This is a genomic window from Paenibacillus qinlingensis, from assembly GCF_031455095.1.
GTDB classification, from domain to species: domain Bacteria; phylum Bacillota; class Bacilli; order Paenibacillales; family NBRC-103111; genus Paenibacillus_E; species Paenibacillus_E qinlingensis_A.
This window is the reverse complement of the sequence record NZ_JAVDSB010000026.1, coordinates 41,754-60,297: the sequence shown is the minus strand read 5'-3', so window position 1 is coordinate 60,297 and position 18,544 is coordinate 41,754. Positions and strand designations below refer to the sequence as shown.

10 protein-coding genes are annotated in these 18,544 nt (G+C 46.1%); 7 read left to right on the top strand and 3 right to left on the bottom strand.

The features are described from left to right. Positions 1-522 precede the first annotated feature (522 nt). From J2736_RS32235 to J2736_RS32220, 4 genes are read left to right on the top strand one after another with little or no spacing between them, the layout of a single operon-like run. On the top strand, positions 523-1,539 hold the full coding sequence (locus J2736_RS32235) for a sulfonate ABC transporter substrate-binding protein (RefSeq protein ID WP_310502650.1): 1,017 nt from the start codon (positions 523-525) through the stop codon (positions 1,537-1,539). A 38-nt stretch (positions 1,540-1,577) separates the two neighbouring features. Further along, positions 1,578-2,762, top strand: a complete 1,185-nt coding sequence (ssuD, locus tag J2736_RS32230; RefSeq protein WP_310502649.1) for an FMNH2-dependent alkanesulfonate monooxygenase — start codon at positions 1,578-1,580, stop codon at positions 2,760-2,762. Continuing rightward, the gene (gene ssuC, locus J2736_RS32225; protein WP_310502648.1) at positions 2,731-3,513 is read left to right on the top strand and encodes an aliphatic sulfonate ABC transporter permease SsuC; all 783 of its coding nucleotides are present in this window, start codon (positions 2,731-2,733) and stop codon (positions 3,511-3,513) included. Before ssuD ends, ssuC begins: the two co-directional genes overlap by 32 nt. A 15-nt stretch (positions 3,514-3,528) precedes the next feature. Further along, entirely contained in the window at positions 3,529-4,308 is a 780-nt protein-coding gene (locus J2736_RS32220) for an ATP-binding cassette domain-containing protein (protein ID WP_310502647.1), read from the top strand. Positions 4,309-4,368: 60 nt separating this feature from the next. Here J2736_RS32220 and J2736_RS32215 read toward each other — a convergent pair whose 3' ends face one another. The 3 genes from J2736_RS32215 to J2736_RS32205 form a co-directional block, all read right to left on the bottom strand. Then, complete coding sequence (locus tag J2736_RS32215; RefSeq protein ID WP_310502646.1) at positions 4,369-5,847, bottom strand: oligosaccharide flippase family protein; 1,479 nt, start codon at positions 5,845-5,847, stop codon at positions 4,369-4,371. Between the two features lie 230 nt (positions 5,848-6,077). Next, positions 6,078-11,630, bottom strand: a complete 5,553-nt coding sequence (locus J2736_RS32210; protein WP_310502645.1) for a family 10 glycosylhydrolase — start codon at positions 11,628-11,630, stop codon at positions 6,078-6,080. 195 nt (positions 11,631-11,825) lie between these two features. Beyond that, positions 11,826-14,177: an immune inhibitor A domain-containing protein gene (locus tag J2736_RS32205; RefSeq protein WP_310502652.1), complete on the bottom strand. Its 2,352-nt coding sequence runs from the start codon at positions 14,175-14,177 to the stop codon at positions 11,826-11,828. 327 nt (positions 14,178-14,504) lie between these two features. Here J2736_RS32205 and J2736_RS32200 point away from each other — a divergent pair, with 327 nt between their 5' ends. From J2736_RS32200 to J2736_RS32190, 3 genes are all read left to right on the top strand, one after another. Continuing rightward, the gene (locus tag J2736_RS32200; protein ID WP_310502644.1) at positions 14,505-14,990 is read left to right on the top strand and encodes a GNAT family N-acetyltransferase; all 486 of its coding nucleotides are present in this window, start codon (positions 14,505-14,507) and stop codon (positions 14,988-14,990) included. A gap of 12 nt (positions 14,991-15,002) precedes the next feature. Further along, entirely contained in the window at positions 15,003-15,491 is a 489-nt protein-coding gene (locus tag J2736_RS32195; protein ID WP_310502643.1) for a dihydrofolate reductase, read from the top strand. Between the two features lie 153 nt (positions 15,492-15,644). Then, positions 15,645-18,521 carry a golvesin C-terminal-like domain-containing protein gene (locus tag J2736_RS32190; protein ID WP_310502642.1) on the top strand — a complete coding sequence of 959 codons (2,877 nt, stop codon included), beginning with the start codon at positions 15,645-15,647 and terminating at the stop codon, positions 18,519-18,521. Positions 18,522-18,544 lie beyond the last annotated feature (23 nt).

Here is an 18,544-nt window from a genome sequence, read left to right as displayed (position 1 = left end):
GATTGGCTTTTTTTATCATATATGCTCACTATCCCTTTGGCTCAGAAGAACATGTTATTGAGGATTAGTCAGGGAATTGTAACCTGAGCGAAGGGAATAGTGGAGTGAGAGTAAAAGAAGCGCTGGAAGAAGCTGTTGAGCATGGCTGCTGGTCGAGGCGGTTGGCTTTTTTTTATCATATATGCTCACTATCCCTTTGGCTCAGAAGAGCATGTTATTGAGGATTAGTCAGGGAATTGTAACCTGAGCGAAGGGGATAGTGGAGTGAGAGCAGACGGCGTAGGCGTATATCTCGTCAGGCAACGGCGATTTTCTAGGGACTCTTCTTTTGCTCAAAATAATGATTGACGGATAAGAAAATTATTGGTAAATTAAAACCAAGTAATCTTATCAGAATAATAATGTATCGACCGGACCACCGGAGACACAAGCGAAACTTCCACTAGGGAGAGCTGTGTCTCTTTTTTGTATTCTTTCGATGCGCGCTTTACACACATACAACATAAATAAGGGGGCTTTATCATGAAGAAAAATCTAATCATGAGTTTCGTTTTATCCACTGTGCTAGTGACGGTGTTGAGCGGTTGCGGAGCAGATTCCAAGTCGACAACAGGTGCAGTGGACACAAAGGCACCTACGTCAACGGCAAAGGCCGATGAAGGAAAGGGTAAAAGTACGACACTTCGCATCGGCTATCAGAAATATGGCACCGTGAACTTCTTGAAAGCGAACGGGGAACTGGATAAAGCATTGAAAGAAAAAGGGATCACGATTCAATGGACCGAGTTTCCTGGAGGCCCTCAGCTGCTAGAAGCCATGAATGTTGGCAGCATCGATGTGGGGCATACCGGAGAAGCACCCCCAATTTTCGCACAGGCTGCGGGTACACCGCTCGTTTACCTTGGGCATGAGCCTGCCAGTCCTGCTAGTGAAGCGATCCTCATCCCAGAAAAATCAGAGATTAAATCTGTTGCTGATCTGAAAGGGAAGAAGGTTGCCTTGAATAAAGGCTCGAACGTTCACTATTTGTTAGTGAAGCAGCTTGAAAAGGCTGGTTTGAAATATGAGGATATTCAAGTGGCTTTCCTGCCTCCAGCGGATGCTAGAGCCGCATTTGAGAAAGGCAGTGTCGATGCTTGGGTAATCTGGGATCCGTTCTTCGCGGCAGCAGAAACTTCTGCCAAAGCGAAGATTTTGGCTGACGGCAAGGACACCGTTGCGAACCATGAATTTTATTTAGCTACTCGCACATATGCAGAAAATAATAAAGATACGGTCAAAACGATATTGGATCAATTGGCAAAAGTAGATGTATGGTCCAAAGATCATCCGAAAGAGCTAGCGGAGACGTTGTCCCCGCAGTTAGGAATTGATGTACCTTCCCTAGAGCGTGCTGCAAAACGCAGAGCATACGGCATACAGCCGATTGATGACGCGTTGATTAATGAACAACAGAAAATTGCGGATACCTTTTTCAAACTAGGCCTGATTCCGAAAGAAATTAAAGTCAAGGAAGCGGTATTGCCAGCTACGAAATAGGTTCGAGCTACTCATAATGAATAAGGGAGACGATGAAGATGGAAGTATTCTGGTTTATTCCGACACACGGAGACAGCAGATACATTGGAACAACGAAAGGGGCTCGCGCTGTAGATTATGGCTATATGAAGCAGATCGCGCAAGCAGCGGATCAACTAGGCTATGGCGGCGTTCTACTGCCGACAGGCAGATCCTGCGAGGATGCATGGGTTACGGCGTCTTCCTTGATTCCTGTGACCGAGCGGCTGAAATTTCTAGTCGCGGTCAGACCGGGCTTGATGTCGCCAACTCTTTCGGCCAGAATGGCTTCCACTTTTGATCGGTTATCGGATGGTCGCTTGCTGATCAACGTCGTGACAGGAGGAGATCCGAAAGAGCTTGAAGCGGAAGGGCTTTTCTTGGCGCACGATGAACGATATGAGTTGACGGATGAATTCCTGCACATTTGGCGCAAAGAGCTTGCGGGTGAACAGGTCGATTTTGAAGGCAAACATCTGCAAGTTAAAGGCGGGAAGATTGTTTATCCGCCGATCCAAGCGCCATATCCGCCTATTTATTTCGGTGGGTCTTCACCGGCAGGGATTGAAGTAGCAGCGGATCATGTGGATGTGTACCTGACATGGGGGGAACCGCCAGCTCAAGTAGCCGAGAAAATCAAAACGGTTCGCGAAGCCGCAGCTAAGCGTGGCCGTACCGTGAAATTTGGCATACGCCTGCATGTCATCGTTCGTGAAACGTCAGAAGAAGCTTGGGCGGATGCGAACCGTTTAATTTCCCATCTAGACGATGAGACAATTGCTTCTGCACAGAAAATATTTGCAAGTATGGATTCCGTCGGTCAACGCCGCATGGCAGAGCTGCATAAGGGTGATCGAACAAAGCTGGAGATTAGCCCTAATCTATGGGCGGGCATCGGTCTTGTGCGCGGAGGTGCTGGAACGGCCTTAGTGGGCGATCCAGAGACGGTTGCTACGCGCATGAAAGAATATGCGGAGCTAGGCATTGAGACGTTCATTTTCTCTGGGTACCCACACTTGGAGGAGGCTTATCGGACAGCGGAGCTGCTATTCCCGCATTTGCCTTTGAAGACGAATGGAAAAAAGGCGAGCACATCTGCGAATTACGTAAGTCCGTTCGGAGAGCTCATCGCTAATACGGAATTGCCGAAGCCAGCAAAGGGGGTTCGGTCCGATGACAACCAACCTGTCAAAGTCTCTGGTTAAAGGGCTGCTCCCTTGGGCACTTCCGATTCTACTTATTGCATTATGGCAGTTATTAGGGCAGCTAGGGGTCATTTCCACCAGAATCTTATCTACACCGTCAGCTGTCTTCGCAGCTGGCGTTCATTTGGCAGAGAAAGGGACCTTGTTCACGTATATTGGGTCCAGCTCCAAACGCGCCTTCATCGGCTTTGCCATTGGTGGTGGCATCGGATTTGCTTTGGGTTTAATTAATGGACTCTTTCCTATCCTTGAAAAACTAACTGACACATCTGTACAAATGCTGCGGAATATTCCTCATCTGGCGATGATTCCGTTAGTTATCCTTTGGTTTGGTATCGGTGAAGAAGGAAAGGTTTTCCTAGTTGCCCTAGGCGTATTTTTTCCGATTTATTTAAATACCTTCCATGGCATTCGATCTGTGGATCCAGGATTAATTGAAATGGGTCGTGTGTACGGTCTACGCCATTTTCATTTATTTCGTAAAATCATAATTCCTGGAGCATTACCTTCGATTTTGGTCGGAGTTCGTTTTTCACTAGGTATTATGTGGATAACTTTGATCGTAGCCGAAACGATTTCATCCAGCTCAGGCATCGGTTATATGGCGATGAATGCTCGAGAATTTCTGCAGATGGATGTCGTGATTTTAAGCATTATTGTGTATGCTTTGCTCGGAAAAATATCTGACTACATCGCGAAGGTGTTGGAACGGGCCTGGTTGCAGTGGCATCCTAATTTCTTGAAAACCTAAAGGAGAGTGGGCACGATGGCGGGAAATAAGGGGATTCATCTGCAAGTGAAGCAGGCTGCGAAGGTTTTTGGTCAAAAGCAAGTGCTGCAAGGGGTAGATCTGAATGCAGCCCCTGGTGAGTTCATTGCGATTGTCGGGCGCAGCGGCTGTGGCAAAAGTACCCTGCTGCGCTTAATTGCCGGGCTGGATAAGCCCTCGAGCGGGCATATCGAAGTCGACGGCCAGCAGCTGAAGGGCATCCACTCCGATACGCGTGTATTGTTTCAGGATGCTCGCTTACTTCCATGGAACCGCGTGCTCGCGAATGTTCAGGTTGGCGTGAAGGATGGCTCGCGTGTGAGAGCAGAGCAGGTTCTGGCACAGGTGGGACTATCCGACAGAACGAATGATTGGCCGGGGGTGCTGTCAGGAGGGCAACGCCAACGCGTTGCTTTGGCCCGCGCATTGGCTGGGCAGCCTCGATTGCTGCTGCTGGATGAGCCGCTTGGCGCGCTGGATGCACTGACACGCATCGAGATGCAGCAGCTGATTGAGCGGCTGTGGTATCTCCAGAAGTTTACGGCGTTGCTCGTTACGCATGATGTCTCGGAAGCCGTTCAATTGGCTGATCGCGTCATTTTGATCGAGGAAGGGCAGATTGCCCTTGATGTGAAAATCACATTGCCACGCCCTCGCGTGCGGGACAGCGGGTTTGCGTATTTCGAGCAATTGATACTGGATCGTATTTTGGTCAAAGAGCAGAATTCAGCTTTAGCGGAAATTGCAGCAACAGATAAATATGCGTATACGATATAAGTAGAAAAAGCACTTCAAGGCAGCGGGTTGCCTTCGAAGTGCTTTAGTTTTGTATGTCGTTTACAATTGGCGAGCATCCAGCTTATGCATATCTGTTGCGGCACGCTTTTCGATCACGATCGATAGTGCTAGTAGACAAAGTAGACCGCCAACGATGAAAAGGGGATACCATCCTGGTGCCAACGCCCCAATTTGCATAATGGCTATCATGCCTAGTGTCGGTAAGAGTGGCTCTCCATAAGCTTTCCACCAATTTAGAGGAAATTTTTCATAATAGAAAAATCCAATCATCGCGATCGCGGAGACAGCCCATCCTCCGGTGTAAATCCATACGGCTAAGACAGGGCTTTCAGCGGCAATAAAGGGAACGATCGCAACGACGAACACGCCGGCCACGATCATGACCCAGAAATTCGCTTTTGTTTTTCCAATACCAGCTAGAATGCTTCCGCCAAGCCGACCCACGGAGGAGAATAAGACGCCTAACGCCATTAATCGAATATATATAGCTGAGTCTCCCGTGTTGAAGCTCTCACCAAATAGAAAACCGTTAATTTGATCTGGATATAAGCAGATGACCGCTGTCATTGGATATAGAAAAATGTTGTTATACCGCACACAGCTTGTCCCACGGTGTTGGCTTTCCTTCTGATCTTGCGCGCTCTCCGCTACGAACGGAAAAGTGACGATCATGAACGCCCACGTAATAATGCCGATAAATCCTGTTATTCGAAACCCGTTGGATAAATAACCGACAGCGACAACCGAACTGGAACCGACCATCATGACCAAAAAAGGTTGTTGAAACGCTTTGGCAATGTTTCCGGCCCAGGAAGGAATGCCGTATGCCATCATAATCCGCACCTCTTGCAGGGGGATGTTCCCGAGCCATTTTGGATTATGCACACGTTCAACTTTCCATCCAATAAAAAGAGCAGTCAGGATCGCTCCCACGCTCATCCATATCGATATATTTTCAAGAAGGTTCAATTGGCCAAGGGGCCATATGACGCCAAGTACCATACCCGAGGTAGAGAGGGTCGTGGTGATGACCATGAAGAAGGCTTGAACGGCGAAATCACGATTCCCGGAGAAGGATGCGACGCCGATATTAATCATGGAGTTGAACATGAACATGATTGCACTTAGGGTCAGGGCACCTTTTAGCTCGGGCAGTTGATAATAATTGGCTAAGAATGGGGCTAGCAACGCTAGGATTAGTCCGAAAATAATCCCGAAAAGCGAGCTTCCAAAGAAGGCAACGCGAAAATTGGTCTGTACGGCTTGCAAGGGCTTTCTTGAAAAAGTGTAAATCAAGGAAGAGTTGAAGCCCACATTGAGAAATAAGGAAGCCATTCCGAAAATTTGCAGCAACAGATTCACTTGACCGAATTTGGTGGGATCGTCCAGCACACGAGCTAGAACAATGCTTCCCACGGTTTGCAGCATTTGGTTAATGAAGAGACCGAGCACGATGATGGAGACATTTCGAAGCAAAAAGCGCTGCGTTTCCGTGAGTGTGACACTCCGATTCAGCATGGGGTAGCCTTCTTCCATGTAGTTGTTATCCACAGAGTAGCAGACGACTCCGTTATTGACAACCAAGGAAATGGAAGATAGAGGGAGATAATGCGAGGTATTTAAAGGTTATATATTGCCCCTAAGGAGTCAAAGAGAAATACAGGGATTGCACAATTGTAAAAAACCACCCTTATGCACGTCGCTGGATTTCATATCCCATGACTGCGATAACGGTGGTTTTTATTTTGTTATTTTAGATGAAGTAAGTTAAATATAGCTTGTGCACTTTCGGCACGATTTAAGATGGCCGCAGGCGCAAATACGTTCTCTTCACGTCCCGTAACCAAACCTAGTCCAGCAGCTTGATTGACGAATATCTTAGCCCACTCTTGTACGCTCGAGATATCCGTGAATGTTGCCTCGCCCGTTTGTACGTTTGCATTGGGGTGCTGAAGGAGATAAGCTCTCACAAGCATCGCCGCCATCTGTTCACGACTCACCGTACCATTAGGATTAAACGTCGTATTTGTCATTCCTGTAACGATCCCTGCTTGAAGAGCAGCAGCAACTTCTTTAGCAAACCAATCGGAAGCTTGCACATCTTGAAAAGAAGTGGTTGAGGCTTCTTTTAAGCCTAGTGCTCTTACTAAAAGGGCAGCGAATTCAGCACGCGTGACACTGCGTTCTGGACCGAAGGAATGATCGTCCACTCCTTTTACAATCAGCTTGCGGCTCAACTCACCCACAGCTTTGTATGCCCAATGCGTATTGGCAACATCCTCATACGATTTGTTAAATTCGAAAACGCCATACGTACTAAAGTGGGAAATATCTGCTGTAAGCGTGCTTTTGTCGCTCGACAAGCGGCTATCTACATAGGTCAGTTCTCCATTGTCAGCTATATAGTAGACCTGTGCTTTGGCAGCATCGATTCCCTCTGGAATCGTAAAGGTGAAGCTCATTGGCTTGGCAAATTGTTTAATTTCCGTACGTGTGCCATCTGCATTTTGAACCGTTAATGTTAAGCGATAAACAGCTGCCCCTTTTAAATTCGCGCCATAAGCATCACCGCTCGTCCCCTCTAGGGCGGTCAATTGCTCTCCTGTAACAGGGACTACGGAGAAGATCAACTTAGCCTTGCTGTCATTGCTCGAAATGAGGCTTTCAGCTGATGCTAATACCGCGCTAGGTATGGTAATTGATAAGTTATTCAACTGAAGAACGAGATCTTTATTGCCGCCGATCAGGCTAGCAGTGTTAGCCGGTAATTGAATGGTTTCCACATTTGGTTTAACCGTGACAGTTACCTGTGTTTCGCTCGTATTTTGCATATCAGACAGTTGAATGTCTTGAACGTTACCCGTAGCTGTACCTGCGCCTGTGCCTGCTCCTGGACTCGGACTTGGTTGTTGATCTGCTTCCGGCTGAATATACGTAATGGTTTTACTCTCACTAGCTGGGCTTTCATTATGAAGTCGATCCACAGCCGTTACGATATACGTGTAGGTCACGGAAGCTGCTGCGGTTGTATCGACGAATGACTGAGCATCGCCTGACTGCTTTCTAACTTGCTTAAAGATGTATGCAGGATCATTGGTATCTGGTGCATTTTCGCCTTCTGCTCGATAGATGACATAGTATGCGGTGTCGGTTTGCGCATCGTTCCAGCTTACTTGTACGCCATTGCTTACCGATTGCGTGGCAACCGTCTGCAGCGCATTAGGAGCAACCGAATCTAGCCAGCTCAGTTGCGGCAATAAGGCAGGATATTGAAATAACGAATTTTGTAACGTGTCTTTTACGCCTAGCGGATTGCTGAGTAAGCTGGTTGCGCCAAAGAGCATCGTACCTTTTACATCAGCATAATTACGATTGTACTTAATCTGATTAGGAATCTGTTCAGGATCTAGCCAATTCGAATCGGCATCTACGCCGACTTTATAAATGCCATTCCCTGTGTACAGGTTAACATGTCTACCTTTTACTTGTTCTTGCCACCATTCAACCAACTTATCGTAGGCAGCACTGTTGCCAATACTCCAGTATAATTGCGGGGTAATATAGTCAATCCAGCCTTGCTGAACCCATTTAAGCGTATCCGCGTAAATGGCGTTGTAGCTTTCGGTTGCAGATGCAGATGTGTCGGAGCCATTCGGCACTTTATCCGACTTATTTCTCCATATACCGAAAGGACTGATACCAAATTGGACATAGGGTTTCTCTTGCTTAATTTCCTGTGAAATTTCTTGAATCAGGGAATCCACATTTTGTCTACGCCAGTCTCCTAAGTTGAGATTACCTCCGTACTGTACAAAGGTAGCACTATCCGGATAATTCAAGCCTGTAACCGGATATGGATAGAAGTAATCGTCGAAATGAACACCATCGATATCATAGTTTTTAACAACTTCCATCACACTGTCGATGACATATTGCTTTACGGCTGGAATGCCGGGGTTGTAACCCATCTTGCCATCATAGTGAACGACCCAATCTGGATGCAGTTTCGCAGGGCTGTTCGCTGCTAATTTGTTCATGTTTTCATCATTACTGATTCGATACGGATTGAACCAAGCATGGAATTCCATATTGCGCTTGCGAGCTTCTTCAATCATGAAAGCAAGTGGATCATAGCCTGGATCCTTACCTTGTGTGCCTGTTAACCATTCCGACCAAGGGTTAATCGTAGACGGGTATAACGCATCTGAAGTCGGTCTTACTTGCGTAATGATGGCATTGATGCCAGTCGCAGCTAAACGATCTAACAGGTTTTTAAAGTCTTGTTTCTGCTGCTCCACATTAACTATACCTTTCTTCGGCCAGTCAATATTCTCAACGGCTGCGACCCATGCAGCTCTCATCTCTCTTTTTGGAGCGGATTGAGCTTGATTGACGACCAGCGAATAGGTCGCTGATTTTTTCCCTAGTGTAGCTGTAATTAGCGTGACGCCGACATTAACAGCTGTTATAGCACCCGATGATGCATCGATCGTTGCGACATCTTCTTTACTGCTTTTGAAAGTAACTCCTTGCGTCACACTGACGGGTGCTTGTGGTAGATCTAGTAAGTTATAAATGGCATTTACGTTGGCCGTATGTGTATCGCCAATCGTTAGTGATTGCATATTTGCCAACTGAATTTTATAGAGGACGAGTACAGGTTCAATGACTGTTAGTAAGTAGGAGGTCGTTTGTCCTCCAAACGTAGCTGTAATCGTAGAAGTACCTACGCTAAGTGCTCTTAATTTACCGTTCTCCACAATCGCTACATCTGTGTTAGAGCTTGTAATCGTTGAAGCGCTATCCGTTGTAACGTTCAGTTTATCCGTTTGACCAGCGTAGGTGGCTCTCAGTAGCAGGGAATCCGTTCTACTAGCCTCAATCGTTGGTACGCCTAACAATTCAAGCGTATTCACGACAGGTGTCATGTCGCTGACTGTAAGTTCATACACAGCTGGCTGTGTATCGGCATAAAGAGCAATAATCGACGTTTTGCCTGATTTCAGCGCCGTTACTTGACCATTGCCATCGACAGTAGCGATATCTGGTCGGCTGCTCAAATAGGTGACTCCGCTAGTCGTTAACTCAGGAGCTGTACTATCTTTTTTTGTGATAAAAGCTTGTGCTGATCTAGTTTGACCGACTTGCATGGGGGTGAGTCCCTGAATGTCTAGGCCATATGTTGTCGTGTTCGTATAGAAGACACTCAAGTGGTCGTAGTAAACTACGCTTTCATTCTTTTTAGTATTATTGGGCTCAACCACATACATATTCATCAACCTATAGCTAATCTGTTTCTCGACTAACGGATTTTCTGATATCTTTTCATATTCTGTCGGAATATTAGCAGTTACATATCTCCAACCTTTCCAGTTTATCCCTGGAGTAGTAGGGACAAAATCAACTGTGACGAGTGTGTTGTTAAGAAGTGCGCCGTTAATAGGTTTGCCGTCTATAACTGTGTCGTTAGCAATCCTTTTAAGCTGTGCACGAAGATAGTGAGTTGACTCATCACCATAGACCCAGACGCCTATTTGTTTCGGGTATCCTATAAAAGGACGGCCCTCAGATCCTGTATCTAAATTATTCAAGCTAGCATAGACACCGAAAGTTCCAGAAGGACTTAATGTCATGTCATAAGAATGCTTGGCGGAACTATTGCCGTACATAACCGGAGCTGTCGGCCGAGTGGCAATATTTACGATAGAGGATTCTGGGCCAGCAGGAAGTGTGCCTGGAACTGTCACACTAGTTGTTCTACCAGCACTAATGGCAGTCGTTCCGTTCTTCGTCAAGCTCTCAAAATCCTCAAAAACCGTTGCGATGTTATTTCCTACAAGTACGAGTTGATCGGCGGTATGTCCGTTGTAGGTTGCATGCACATAACCCTGGACAAATTCGCTCGGTACCGCTGCTGCTGTTAATACCCCGCTGGAAGAAATAGTTCCAATGCTGCTATCCGCTTGCCAAGTCACTTGACTAGCTGGAGTTGGGACTGAATTACCGTTTGCATCGTAGCCAGTTAGCGTATATGCCTGTGTAGAACCTGGCTCAACTATCGGTGATGGAGATGTTAGCTCAAACTTCGTAGGAATAATTGGGGGAGCAGTAGATGGACTCACTGTTACCTCAGAGAAGGCAGGATCTGAATCTGACTTAAACGCTACGATGGATGTTTTCCCTGGATTGAGACCTGTTACTTTACCTGTGCTATCTACCATAGCAATATCAGGTTGGCTACTCAAATAGGTGATTCCGCTTGTTGTAAGTGTTGGTGCCGATCCACCGCTTCTCAATGCATATACAGATGCAGTTGTCGTCTGTCCTACTTCTATAGGGGCTAAACCTTGAATATCTAAACTAAAGGCAGTTGTGTCTGTATAAAACAAACTTAATTGGTCAAATATGAGGCTGCCTGCATCTTTTTCGTCAGTTTTATCTTCAACCAGATACACATCCAAAAATTTATATGACGTGCCTGATGGAATAGTTGCTGTTGCATATGTCCAACCATTCGTTTTAAATCCTGTTGTGGGAGTAAAATCTGCATATATGAGACCAGGAGCTTTTAATCTAGCGCGAAGCGTATGTTTACCTGGATCCCCATATACCCAAACTCCTATTTTCTTTGGTGTTCCCACAATCGGTCGCTCAGCCGCCCCTGAGGAATTAAGCAAACTCACGAAAACGCCGAAGGCTCCGGGAGTACCCAAATAGTTATAGTTTAGTTTGGCAGAAGCGTTCCCAAATCGTACGGGACTGCTTACGATATCAAGTGTACTGGTATATGCATAAACGGCATCGCTGACTGTTCTCCCCGCACTTAGAGCAGCTTTACCATTTTTAACTGCACTCTCAAAATCCTCCAATACAACACCCACCGGATTCCCCACAATCACCAGTGTCGATGTCGTAAGCCCCTCATAACTCGCATGCACGTACCCTTGCACATACCCGCTAGCCACCGCTGGCGCAGTTAGCACCCCGCTAGTCGAAATCGTACCGATGCTGCTGTCCGCCGTCCAAGTAACTTGATCCGCTGGTATCGGAGTCGATGCACCTCCCGAATCGTACGCAGTAAGCGTATAAGTTTGCGTGGTGCTAGGTGCAATCTTTAGCGAAGCTGCAGCAAGTTCAATTTTGCTGTACGCAGAGCTCATCACGCTTGCTGATTGGGCAGCAATGGAAGGAGATTCCATAAATTGGGAAGCGTTTACATGCGTCCCTGAAAAAGCGCTCAATAATACAGCAAGGGACATTACGCTAGAAACTTGCCTTCTAAAACTTGTTAATTTGAACATAAATTCGCCTCCTTTAAATATGAATATTTCGTAAACTTGTTATCATGATAATCAAAAGTATTGAATATTGCAATAAAATTTTAAATATTAAAATTATTATGAAATTTTATTTCAGAAATATTAAACACAGTGTTAAGTTCTTGTTAACACGCAAAAAAGCCCGCATAATCGCAGGCTTTTGCATTATTCATTTACTTATTTATGAATCCAAACCAATCCAGCCGAATTATCCTTCGCCTCACCAACAACTCTGAACTTCAATCCATAAGTCGGAACGAGACGTCCGGCATCCGGAATCAACGTATTCATATAGCGTTTGGCATCGGAAAACTCTTCAACACCTTGCAAAGATTTATACGTGTACTCACCACGCGTTGGGTTATTAATGTACCATGCTGGTGTTTTGTCCAAAGAGAATGCCGCATCCGCTACTTGATAACGTGTCGTCTGCGAGACAGAGTCTTGTCCATCTTTTTTGAAGACCATAGCTTCAGCATGAGAATCCACGACGCCAAGGAAGCCTTGTCCAGGGTGGATACCAACCCAGTTGTCCAAATAACTATCATCCGCGTACCAAACAACAAGTCCGGTATTGTATTTGACACCTCGGCTGAAAGCGAGAGCTTTATCGGATCCCGCATAGTTTCTCCATTCCAAGTAGTAATAGTGCTTCTTAAATTCCGTACCGTTCGAGATGACGAAGCCGTCTAGGTTAATTTTAGAAGCGCCTTCGGCATCGTCGGAGAATACGGTTTGACCATTTACGGTTAATTTGGCATTATCCATAGCAAAACCGTTCAAAGCCAGCCCGCCATCTGTGACATAGTCAAAGTGGAGGGTTACCTTTTTACCAGCAAATGCGCTTAAATCATAGGACTTATCGACCCAAGCTCCGTTGGATGTTTCTGCACGCGCGTCGCCGTTCGTGTCATTATCGCCAATGATATCGAGGACAACTTGTTGGTTGTAGGTTGAAGCTGTAACCGTTAAGTAATCATATTCAAATTCGACCTCATACAAGGTTTTAAAATCAAACGAAGCCGTTCGTGCTTGGGTTAAATCAAACTCAGGCGTGGAGAGCGTGGTGTGTAGGTTATCTCCTTTTGTGCTGTAATAATACTTAGTCCCGAACGCTGGTTGAATGCCTGCCACAGCTTTATCCGGCAAAGTTACTTTGACGATACCTGGATTTTTGGATTTCGTTACACTCTGGTCAATGATGGCAGCCTTGCCTAGCTTCGTAATGTCGGAGGCATCAATTTCAGTCACATTGGCCCAATTGCCGCCCATGGTTTTCTGGAAGAACTCTTTATTTTGAGGTGAAAAAGAACTAGGCGTTGCTCCCGCAATGTTGCCGTTCCAGCTGCCGCCGCTCATGATGGACCAAGAGGCAATAGGCTCACCTTGCCCGGAATACTGGGTATCATATTCATCCGGTAAACCTAAGTCATGACCGAACTCATGTGCGAATACCCCGACAGCGCCATCCTCAGGTTGAATCGTATAATCATAAGCAGCCATCTGGCCACCCCAATAATCTACTCCCGCCGTCGTGCCTGGAATTGCATATACACTGCTCAGCGTCCAACGATGAGACCAAATGGCGTTATCGCCTAATTGTCCACCGCCAGCTTCTTGGCCTGTACCCGCATGAATAATCATCAAGTGGTCAACGAGACCATCGGGTTCATTTTGATTACCGTCTCCATCCAAATCATATAGGTCAAACTTGTCATAATCAGCTAAGTTGAGGCCGGTTGCAACGGCTGCGTTCAGGGCATCTTTCACTAGATCACGAGGACCTTTGGGGTTTAGATTATCATGACCACCAGCAGGGCTATCATCACCGTATTCGACGGCTTTACCAGGAACAGTTAACCAATTGGAGACATATCCATCCACCGTATAGCTGCCGCCCGATTGCTCTTCGTAGTATTGTTTAAAGGTTTTGATCTTAGAACCGTCAAATAAGGTGAAATCTTTATTGCCAAACATTAGCTTCTGATAATGATCACGATTAAAATCCTTGGCGTACATGAAACCAGGCTCTTGTTTGACATTGTTATGTTTAAAATCGGAGAATTCGGTCAAAAGAACGAGGACTTTATCCTCGCGCACGGGACCGTTGTAGCCATCATCTTTGGCTGTTGGAATGGGGATGCCATTGGGGAGACCATTCTTCAAGTCGAGATGGCCTTTGTTCAACTGCGACATGAGCTTAGTCTTTTGCTTTGCAATGAACTCCTTCGATCTTCGGTCGATGTCATTATTTTGCTTGTCTACCTTGGATTGAACAGGTTTATTGTTTTTTCCAGCCACATACGATCTGACAGCTTTGGCGATCTGTTCTGGCGTAGCGCTTTTGCTTAACAGACCTCGGTCCATTAAGCCCTTTGCCAACCGGTCATCATCCACAATATTGAAATCGACCGGTGCTGCTTCAAGTGACTCTGCGTTGTCGGATCCTGCTGCGAATGCAGTTGTAGTGAATGCTGCTGTTGAAAATAGTCCTGCGGTTAAACTCGTTGCCAGTAAAACTCTAGTCATCTTCGAGGTGTAATTTTTCAATAGGAAACCTCCTGCAAAATAGAGTATGAAATCAACCTATGTATTTAACCAATGGTTATTTTAATTAAATACTAGATTCAGGAACTCTAGTAAGTGCTTATGGTCCTGCTCATATGGACCCATCCATATATCTCCTTATTCGACATGAGGTCTCTAATTTTGTCGTTTACTAGCGTCGTAGATGACAAAAAAGGAAACGCGGGCTATCTCTCGAAATTGTATGGCTATGCGCAAGCGGATCGGCTTGGGCGTGCTAGGCTGAAAGGTGTTTACGGCGAGAGCCATAGAAAACGAAGGAGGCTTACTATGTACACATGTAGACCAGCAAGTACAGAGGATCTCCACATCATCAGCACCTTTCCACGGAACGCGGAAGAGTTGTATTTCATGTCACCGGCATTCCAATTTCCGCTCACGCCTGAGCAACTCATAGCGTCTACCCAAAATAGGCTGAAGCAAACGGTCGTGGTAGATGAGAAGGGGCAGGTGCTCGGATATGCCAATATCTATGGCTATGAAGAGGGAAATCGCTGCTGGCTTGGCAATGTCATTGTATCTTCAGAGGCCAGAGGTAAGGGAGCGGCGGAATCCTTGATTCGAACGATGATGGCTCAAGCGAAGGATGAGCTCCAAGTAAAAGAATTGCATCTTGTTTGTCACAATGTGAACACAAGAGGGTTACTATTTTATGCCAAATTAGGATTCAAGCCCTATCAGGTTGAGAAGAAAAAGAATCATGTAGATCAAACCATAGCAGGCATTATGATGAAAATGGTATTTTCAGAGGGATAAGGGCGTGATTGTATGACGATTTCTTTTATCGTGGCCATGGACAAGAATCGTGTGATTGGTAAAAATAATGATTTACCATGGAGACTGCCCAAAGAGTGGCAGTACGTGAAGAAAACGACGATGGGACATTCGATTATTTTGGGGAGAAAGAATTTTGAATCTATCGGCAAAGCTCTTCCAGGTAGAAGAAATATTATTCTAACCCGAGATATCAGCTTTTCAGCGCAGGGGTGCGAGGTCGCACATTCCGTTACAGAGGTATTCGAGATGTGCCGTGGCGAGGAAGAGATCTTCATTTTTGGCGGAGAAGAGATATATCGTTTGTTTTTACCCTATGCGGACAAGCTTTACATGACCAAAATCGATCATGAATTTGATGGAGATACCTATTTTCCCGAGATTGACTATACGCAGTGGAATGAGGTTTCGGTGGAGCAAGGAGAGACAGATGAGGCCAATCCTTATATCTATTATTTTTATGTGTACACAAAGAAGGAATAGAGGGGCATATCCGATGATAAATAAGTCGTTCCGCAGGTCATATGACATGGCTGGGACGGCTTGTTTTTTATTTCGACAAACGTATTCAATCATGTATAACGAACATATGACTAGGTGAAGGAGGTATTACAAGGATATAGGAGGTGTAAGATTATGACAAAATGTAGCAGGAAGGTGACCGCTTATCTACTTATAATCAGTTTGTTTACATGCATGCTCGGGATCTTACCAGCTGGAAATGGGGCTTACGCGGCAACGATCTTCAACGACAATTTCGAGGATGCGAATGCCACAGGGTGGACGGCTGCGAGTGGGACATGGTCTGTTGTATCAGATGGGACGTACACGTACAAACAGTCGAATACGGGTTCAACGGCAGAAGGGGTTGTTTTTGCAGGAAGTGCGACTTGGGCCAATTATTCGGTTACAGCTAGTATGAAGCTCAATACGATGAATACAACAGCCGCTTCAGGCGTTATTGCGCGTTACACGGATGCAAACAATTATTATTTGCTCCGAATTCACGGAACGAACGGGCTGCAGCTTTATCGCAAAAGCAGTGGGACGTTTACACTCCTGGGTACATATAGTTTTGCGATGGATTTGAACACGTGGCACACGTTGAAGCTAGAAGTGAGTGGATCAGCGCTGAAAGGTTATTTGGACGATATGACAACAGCTAAAATTAGCACAACTGACACGACCATCACTCAAGGCGCAGTCGGTCTGCGTACGTATGGTCAGAGCGCTAGCTTCGACGCTATCGTCGTTGACGATGGAACGGCAGTTGCACCGATCATCATTACGAATGGAGATGCGGATTACGCGGAGACTGGAACGTGGCTGAATAGTTCACTTACGGGCTATAATGGAACCGCTTCCAGATATTCGACAGCTGCGAATAGCACGGCAACATGGAGCCAATACGCGCCAGCAACAGGCAATTACCATGTGTATGCGTGGTACCCGAGCAGTAATAACACGTCAGGTGCTGATTATACCGTCACCTCTTTGAACGGGGTGTGGGCGAAAACGGTAAATCAGACGCTGAATCCGAACACATGGAACAAAATTGCCACCGTCAGTGCAACTGCCGATGCGGCCCTCACGGTGTCGCTGAAAGTGAAGTCGGGGAATACGCGTGCTAATGCTGTGAAATTCGAGGCAACAGCGGACGCGGCAGAGCCTGTAACACCGCCGGGTTCGGGGTCAGATACTACGACGATTGCGGTATTTGTCAATCAGAGTGGGTATGATCTCGATAAACCGAAGCGGGCAACCGTCACGAATGTAGCGAATGGCACCCCTTTTTATGTGAAAAAGGCAACAGACAACTCCACTGTATTTACAGGTTCCGTCAACGGGCAAATCGCTGATTTCTCAAGCTTTAATCCTGCGACCATCGGTGAGTACTACGTGCAAAGCAGTGGGCAGAACTCTTACAATTTTGCGATAGGCAAGTATTGGATGCAGCGGGTTTCGATTCTTCCTGCTTTGCGTTTTATGGATCAATCCCGTCAAGATACCTTTGATGTAGGTGGCAACACAGGGTATGGATGGCGCGATAGTCATCAGTTTTCGTTCGAATTAAACTCCTTAGTGCTGCAATATATGGCGAACCCAAGTGCCTATGACCGGATGCCGTATGGTATTTCCAATTTATCGACCAGTCAGTATCCCGAACTTCGTGTGCAAAATGAACCCGATATTGTGTGGCACATGAAATTCGGTGCTCAACGTTATTACGATCTCAAGACGAATAATGCCAAAGATTTGCATGCGCTCATCAAAGGGCAGTTGGCTTATTTTCTCTACCTCTATCCGCAGATTAGCAACTATGTGAGCAGCAGTTTTTATACGCAGATTAGAGATTTTACGATTCAGCAGTGGTCGAATCCCAATTCGAATCTGCAATGGTATGATGTGGGTGGCTCCAGTGATAATAATTTATTTGCGACGCAGTCGGTCATCGGAACGGTGAAAGGGCAGCAGCCGCCAGGCTATGCCATTGTGCCGAATTTACTCATGTACGAAGTGGCAAAGCGCGATGGATTATCCAATTATCAAGCTTATTTTGATGCGGCGTATAACAATTGTTTGTGGTTAATTAACAATGTAGATCTGAACAATCCAGCTAACACCAAAGGACAGCGCATGAGTGAGCATATTACGATGGAAGCATTGGCCTATTTCCAAGAAGTCTATCCTACTCTGGCGCCACCTGGACTATCAGCCAAAATTAATGCGTGGTCTGATCTGATGATCAAACGCTCCAATAATTTGTGGGATCTAAGAAAGTATGCCGATCCTTCGGATGGGACGGGAACACTGGATCAATGGACGGGGGGATTAACCGCGTATAACGAACCGGGGAGTCCTGCAGGCTTCTTGGCATCAGCTTATGCTGCACGAAGAGTGCTCACGAATAGCACGATGAAAGATAGACTTGAGCAAATTGGTATTGCACAAATTGATGATGTGTTTGGACGCAATCCCTTTGGCAGGCACTTTAGTTATGATGCCGTTACGGAGATTGCAGGTGTTAATAGAGGTTGGTTTAACTTCTATAATGGTGGTTATGGTCATCTTATGAGTGTACCAGGCGTTCTAGATGGCGCACCAAAAGAAACGGCGTATCCATTCACGCCGACGGCGGATCATGGGTACACCGAGGGTTGGGTTGCTTTTAATACAGCATGGAATGATTCTCTCGCTTATTCTGCGGCGGATGATTTGGAAATCAAAGCATTCAATTCCGCATTTAGTACGGAGATTAGTTCAGCAGCAGCGGGATCGGCAATCGGAATTCGGCTGAAAGCACCGCTTAACTTCAACGAAAGTTCAGCCGAAACGGGGCAAGTCGTTATCACGACGAATACAGGAAGTCAGAGTAAGATTACGGTGACTGAGGCGAGCAGCAATGACTATTATTTGAGAGCGGCCTACACAATTCCAAGTGGTGTATCCTATCTAGATATCTCATACGGGATTGGATTTTTTAAGAAAACGGTGAGAGTGAACGTGAGCTAAAGCGTGTCATCCAGCGGACCGCC